At 41.7% G+C, this 6,311-nt stretch carries 6 protein-coding genes; 4 read left to right on the plus strand and 2 right to left on the minus strand.

The annotated features are described in order from the left end of the window. Positions 1-99 precede the first annotated feature (99 nt). The 4 genes from H5125_RS13740 to H5125_RS13755 are packed head-to-tail and all read left to right on the plus strand — an operon-like array spanning position 100 to position 3,900. Positions 100-1,482, plus strand: coding sequence for an amidohydrolase (locus tag H5125_RS13740; RefSeq protein WP_101087385.1), 1,383 nt, complete (start codon positions 100-102; stop codon positions 1,480-1,482). Positions 1,483-1,493: 11 nt separating this feature from the next. Further along, positions 1,494-2,753 carry an amidohydrolase family protein gene (locus H5125_RS13745; RefSeq protein ID WP_182744510.1) on the plus strand — a complete coding sequence of 420 codons (1,260 nt, stop codon included), beginning with the start codon at positions 1,494-1,496 and terminating at the stop codon, positions 2,751-2,753. Between the two features lie 56 nt (positions 2,754-2,809). Further along, on the plus strand, positions 2,810-3,643 hold the full coding sequence (gene aroE, locus H5125_RS13750) for a shikimate dehydrogenase (protein WP_182744511.1): 834 nt from the start codon (positions 2,810-2,812) through the stop codon (positions 3,641-3,643). Further along, positions 3,643-3,900 (plus strand): DUF1488 domain-containing protein, encoded by a 258-nt coding sequence (locus H5125_RS13755; RefSeq protein WP_162021972.1) that lies wholly within the window; start codon positions 3,643-3,645, stop codon positions 3,898-3,900. The genes aroE and H5125_RS13755 overlap by 1 nt, the downstream gene beginning before the upstream one ends. Here H5125_RS13755 and H5125_RS13760 read toward each other — a convergent pair. Together H5125_RS13760 and H5125_RS13765 are read right to left on the minus strand one after the other, a co-directional pair. Further along, positions 3,897-5,105, minus strand: a complete 1,209-nt coding sequence (locus tag H5125_RS13760; RefSeq protein ID WP_182744512.1) for a sensor domain-containing diguanylate cyclase — start codon at positions 5,103-5,105, stop codon at positions 3,897-3,899. The genes H5125_RS13755 and H5125_RS13760 overlap by 4 nt on opposite strands. A 272-nt stretch (positions 5,106-5,377) precedes the next feature. Continuing rightward, positions 5,378-5,923, minus strand: coding sequence for a gamma carbonic anhydrase family protein (locus H5125_RS13765; RefSeq protein ID WP_162021974.1), 546 nt, complete (start codon positions 5,921-5,923; stop codon positions 5,378-5,380). Positions 5,924-6,311 lie beyond the last annotated feature (388 nt).

The raw sequence follows: 6,311 nt of genomic DNA on the forward strand, positions 1-6,311 counted from the left end.
TTTTTTTGTTAACGTTTTGATACCAATTATTTAACGATTAGGCTGTATTTCGGCAGTTAACTTGGTTAGATTAGTCGCAAAATAAGACAGGAGATCCCAATGGCAAAATTAATGCCTTCTTTGGTTGCTGTGGCGCTATCAACTGCAATTGCAGGTTGTAGTCCAGCAGAACAACAAGACCCTAAAATCACAATCAATGCCAATCCGTATCCAAGTACTTATCAAATACTGCCTAATTCAACCACACTGTTAAAAAATGCCATTGTGTTAACCGGCACTGGTGAACGTATTGATGATGCCGATGTATTAATTAAAGACGGTAAAATTAGCGCAGTTGGTCAACAGCTTTCCGCTGAAGATGCTGTAGTTATCGACGCTAAAGGCAAGTGGATTACCCCTGGTATTATTGATGTGCATTCACACTTAGGTGTTTATCCAAGTCCCAATGCCGAGTCACACAATGACGGTAATGAAATGACCAACCCAGTAACCGCTGAGGTATGGGCAGAGCATAGTGTATGGCCACAAGACCCTGGGTTTAATCGTGCCCGAGAAGGTGGCATCACTACGCTACAAATTTTACCTGGTTCAGCCAACCTGATTGGTGGTCGTGGGGTGACACTCAAAAATGTTCCCGCTACGACCATGCAAGCGATGAAGTTCCCAGCCGCGCCTTATGGATTAAAAATGGCCTGTGGTGAAAATCCTAAATCTTTATATGGCAGCCGTAACGAATTACCTATGACTCGTATGGGTAATATGGCGGGCTACCGTACAGCGTTTATTCAAGCAACAGAATACAAACGTGCTTGGGATAAATATGATGCTGACTATGCCGCAGGTAAGAACCCTGTAGCACCAGAGCGCGACTTAATGAAAGACACGCTAAAAGGTGTGCTTGAAGGTGATATTTTAATTCACAACCATTGTTACAAAGCTGAAGAAATGGCAATGATGATCGACCTAGGTAAGGAGTTCGGTTATCACGCAGGTACATTCCATCATGCGGTAGAAGCTTATAAAATTGCCGATTTACTTGCTGAGAATGGTAACTGTGCTGCTATGTGGCCAGATTGGTGGGGCTTTAAATTAGAAGCTTATGACATGGTGCTTGAAAATGTTGCCATGGTCGATGCCGTTAAAAACTCTTGTGCTGTCGTGCATTCAGACTCTGGCGTAACCATTCAGCGCCTTAATCAAGAAACGGCAAAAATCATGAACAACGCGAATGCTAACGGCTTTGACTTAAAAGCTGAGCACGTGATTGGCTGGATTACTGCTAACGCCGCAAAATCATTGGGTATTAGCGATAAGACCGGTTCACTCGAAAAGGGTAAAAATGCAGATGTGGTTGTATGGAATACCAATCCGTTTAGCGTATACGCTCAAGCTGAACAGGTATTTATTGATGGTGCTAAAGTGTATGACCGCCAAGACCCTGCCTACCAGGCACAAAGTGACTTTATGTTAGGTCAACAATAAGGAGCAAGACAATGACATTATTTAATAAATCAGTACTTGCCTTGAGTTTATCTATCAGCTTTGCGTTAAGTTGCGGTGTAGTTCAAGCTGAAAGCGTAGCAATTATCCATGCCACAGTGCATACCGCCACAGAACAAGGCGTATTAACCGATGCCACAGTTGTGATTGAAGACGGCACTATTGTAGCCATTAATCCGGCATCACCGACTGCTGATACCGTGATAGATGCTAAAGGGGCAATATTAACTCCAGGCTTTATCGCGAGTATGAATGATTTAGGCTTAGTGGAAATTGGTGCGGTAGCATCTTCACGTGATGCTTACGAAAAAGAAGCCGATGTTGTTTTCGATCCTAGTTTAGCTTACAACCCCAAGGCATCTACAGTGCCATTTGCTCGCAAAGGCGGAATAACTCGTAATGTAGTGTCATCTGGCGGTGGTGAAGGCATTTTTGCAGGACAAACATTTACTGTAGATTTAAGTGGTGGTTGGGACAGTATACTGGCCGCTAACACCGGATTAGTGGTTGCGTTAGGTGCCAAAGAAGAAGGCTCGCGTGCTGCAGGAATGCAGCAATTGATCCATAAACTTGAGGATGCTAAAAAAGCGCAAGCCAAAAAGAGTAAAACGAAAAAAACAGCTGAAGATGATAGCGAAGTGCCAAGTCGTGAAGATGAGATTATTCACGCGGTACTCGCGGGTGAAAAACCATTAATTATCGACGTCGACCGTGCCAGCGATATTTTGCATTTAATTAAACTTAAACAAGACTTAGGCATAGATCTTATCCTAGTCAATGCTGCTGATGCTGTATTAGTGGCTGATAAGCTAGCGCAAGCAAACATCCCTGTGGTTATTGATAGCATGCGTAACTTACCAGAAAGTTTTGATGCATTGCATAATTCACTCGAAAATGCAGGTAAACTAGCAAACGAGGGTGTCAAAGTAGCAATTGCATTACCTGGTGATAGTCATGGTATTTACGCACTACGCTTTAGTGCTGGTAATGCGGTTGCTAACGGGATGAATTATGATGATGCTCTGGCTTCTGTGACGGCAAATGTGGCTGATATTTTTCATTTAGACTCTGGACGGATTGCGGTCGGCAAGCCTGCCGATTTAGTATTATGGAGCGGCGATCCTTTCGAGTTCAGTAGTAAAGTGCAAAAGATGTGGATTGCGGGAGAGGAGCAAAGCACAGACAGTCGTCAAGACAAGCTCCGTGATCGCTATTTACAAAAAACGGCAATGCCTGAAGCCTATAGCCGATAGCATCTCACGATTTACGTGGGGCGTTTCCCTAAATCGTTAATGAAGAGACAAAGCGAATGACAGATAAGTATGCTGTATTTGGTAACCCAATAGCCCAAAGTAAGTCACCATTTATACATACTGAGTTTGCCAAGCAAACTCAGCAAGACTTGAGCTATGAAGCTATTCTCGCGCCGGTCGATCAATTTGACTCTTCGTTAACGGCATTCTTTGCCGATGGTGGTAAAGGCGCTAATGTTACTGCTCCTTTTAAAGAGCAAGCATTTGCCATGTGTGACGAGCTCAGTGAGATGGCTAAACTCGCAGGCTCGGTAAACACCCTGTTTAATTTGCCTGATGGTAAAATTGGCGGTGACAATACCGATGGTGTTGGTTTGGTGAATGACCTAGAAATGCTGTTCGGTTCGCTGAAAGGTAAGCGAGTGTTATTGGTGGGAGCTGGTGGCGCGGCAAGAGGCTGCATTTTACCGATATTACAACACAATGTGGCTCAGTTGATTATCTGTAATCGGACCCACGAAAAAGCAGAGCAACTTCAAGCTTTATTCAATGAGTATGGTAACTTTTTTGCTAAACCCATTGAAGAGCTAATATCGCCATTTGATTTAGTGATTAACTCAACTTCAGCAGGTCTATCTGGACAATTAATTTCCTTGCCTAACGTTATAGTCGATGAAACAACAGATTGTTACGACATGACCTACAGCCAACAAACCACAGTCTTTAACCAATGGGCTCAAGAACAACACGCTCGTAAAACTGCTGATGGGCTAGGTATGTTGGTTGGTCAAGCGGCAAAAAGCTTTAGTTTGTGGCGTGGGGTTACTCCTGATACTGGTTCGGTTATGCTAAAACTGCGTGAATCATTAGCACAAAAGGCAGCTGACTAATGAATCAAAGCGTGATATTTACCGATCAAGTCTACCTCGAAACCAATCAAGTGAAGTTTGTTGCTCAGCAGCAAGGGGTTAATATCAACTGTTATGCCAGTTTTTCGGCCATCAGTGAGCTTTGCGACAAGCAAATTGTGAGTGGAAGTAATGCCGTGTGTTTATTTGAGCAATGTCGTTTTGACCTTGAAGACCAAGCAGAAGCATTGATTGAACAAGAAGCTTTTAGTGACAGTGGTAATATTATTCTAGCTTAAGGCTGATTCAGTTGTTTCTTCAGTCGCTTTTGGCTATACATATTATTATCTGCCTGTTTAAACGCGTTAGACCAATCTTGATTATACTGGGCAAGTCCATAGCTAAAATGAATCGCGGGGTTTAACAGCGTTAGGTCATGCTGCAGTTGTGTTATTTGCTGCTCTAAGACATCGATGGGGCCACGGCATAGTGCAATAAATTCATCACCGCCATATCGAGCGACTAAAAAATGTGGATGCCACATTGATTTTAGTGATTGCGCAAAAGCCTTTAATGCATCGTCCCCGGCTTGATGTCCGTACTGATCATTTAATGGCTTTAAGTTATCCATATCCAAAATAATGATATAGCTTGCTAACTCTGGGTGGTGTTGCCATTGTAGAATTGTTGCATCAAATTTTTTGCGATTATACAGTCCTGTTAATCCATCATAATCAGCCAGGAGCTCAATTTTTTTAGACTTTTGGTACAGTGAAATTGCGTTCGCGGCTTCTGATGTAAGAATATTCACCAGATTTATATCGTAATCACCAAAGGCTTCCATCTTGCTACTGTCTAAATTCATCATCCCGTAAAGCTCTCCGTCAATACGGATGGGGCTAGACAAGGTGGAACAAATTGGTTTGATTGAAGCATTTGGTAGCACAAATTGATCATATTGCTTGGGGTTTTTAGCATTGATGTTACTAATGACAACGGTTTTATGGCAACGTCCTTGAGTCAATCGATATAGAAAAGTGTCTTTTAGGGTAAAGTTAATATTTTGCAAGGCATCAATATTGAGTCCAATAACAGATTCAAAATGTAACTGATTAGTCTGATTATCTACCAATATGATACTGCCCATTTCAGCATCATCTATAACACTTATTGCTTTTAGTAGTAGCGCATCCAAAAAAGCTTGTTCTGAATCGTATTGACTGGATAAATTGACTAACTCATAAGTCGTATCGTTAATGTGGATTACATGTTCCAAATGTTGCCAAAGGCGTAACATATTTTGTCTATGGACAAAATATGTGATGGCATAACAGGTAGTGTAACCACAACCAATAAGAGATAGGAATTGATAAGCACTACTTGTATCAAATGCTGTAAATGAAATAATACTGATAAGTAATAAAGGGATGACCAAGAGTAGTAAGTGCTGCTTAATATCAAGATAGCCGATATATTTGGTGGAAACGCGTTTTTGGGTTTTCACTTAACCATCCTTGTTAAATATTCGGCGATACTGGTTAGCATTCAAAACTGTATGTAGTCACTCTATCTAGCAATAAAGCTCAATATAGTGACTCTTAGATTTTTAGTTGCAACAATCAAACACGCAGTACAGCATAACTTAATGAGTTACTATCATATAAGACCACATTAGTTTATCAACAGATAGTATAAAAAAATGTGTGGAGTAAGGTATTTTAGTGGGGACATGCAATGGACCAAGAAAAATCGATCCATTACATTAAACGAACAGGCTTATTGTTGTAGGTCTACTAAGTATTCATTTTTTAAACGAACATAGTTATCAGCAGACTGTGGCAAAAATGCACGTTCGGCTTCAGTTAATGGCCTCACTTGTTTGCATGGGCTGCCAACATATAAATAACCACTCTGCAAAACCTTATTGGGAGGAACTAATGAACCCGCTCCCACAATCACATCATCTTCTACTATTGCACCATCAAGTAAAATTGCACCCATACCGATAAGTACACGATGACCAATCTTGCAGCCATGTAACATTGCTTTGTGACCAATAGTGACATCATCACCAATAATCAATGGATGCCCATCAGGATTTGCCGCAGACTTACGGCTTACATGTAATATGCTGCCGTCCTGCACATTACTGCGTTTACCTATGCGTATCTTATTTACGTCACCGCGCGCAGCAACTAATGGCCAAACACTCGCGTCATGGTCTAATTTAATGTCACCAACCAGCACTGCAGACTCGTCAACATAGACGTTATCAGCTAAATCAGGGTGTATTCCTTGGTAAGTTCTTATATTAGTCGACATAACAATCCTTATATATTCATGGTTTGTGACAGTATAATGCTTAAAAACTAGCTGGTCAGGCTAAATTATCCGCAAACAAGCCGGAAATAACAAATAACCTTAAAAAAGGCCTTGCGCAAAACCGTGTGGTGCCTATAATGCGCATCCACTGACACGGCAGACAGCGCAAGCGGTTACTGAGTCAGGTTGAATTAAGTGCTTCAAAACACAGAGTTCAAGGCGAAAAGAAAGTTTGAAAAAACACTTGACGCCAACCCGGGAAAGCGTAGAATACGCACCCCAAGCCAACGACCTAGCGTCAACGGCCGCTGAATGAAAAATCGAAAGATGTTCATGTTAGCAACGTTCTTTAACAATCTAAACAAGAAATCTGTGTGGACATTCACAG

Origin of the sequence: Shewanella sp. SR44-4, from assembly GCF_014163715.1 — a bacterium.
In the GTDB taxonomy this organism is placed as follows: domain Bacteria; phylum Pseudomonadota; class Gammaproteobacteria; order Enterobacterales; family Shewanellaceae; genus Shewanella.

Bases quoted from the DNA above. Each gene is read 5' to 3' on its own strand.
- H5125_RS13740 (WP_101087385.1), top strand. From the start codon at position 100: ATGGCAAAATTAATGCCTTCTTTGGTTGCTGTGGCGCTATCAACTGCA.
- H5125_RS13745 (WP_182744510.1), top strand. From the start codon at position 1,494: ATGACATTATTTAATAAATCAGTACTTGCCTTGAGTTTATCTATCAGC.
- aroE (WP_182744511.1), top strand. From the start codon at position 2,810: ATGACAGATAAGTATGCTGTATTTGGTAACCCAATAGCCCAAAGTAAG.
- H5125_RS13755 (WP_162021972.1), top strand. From the start codon at position 3,643: ATGAATCAAAGCGTGATATTTACCGATCAAGTCTACCTCGAAACCAAT.
- H5125_RS13765 (WP_162021974.1), bottom strand. From the start codon at position 5,923: ATGTCGACTAATATAAGAACTTACCAAGGAATACACCCTGATTTAGCT.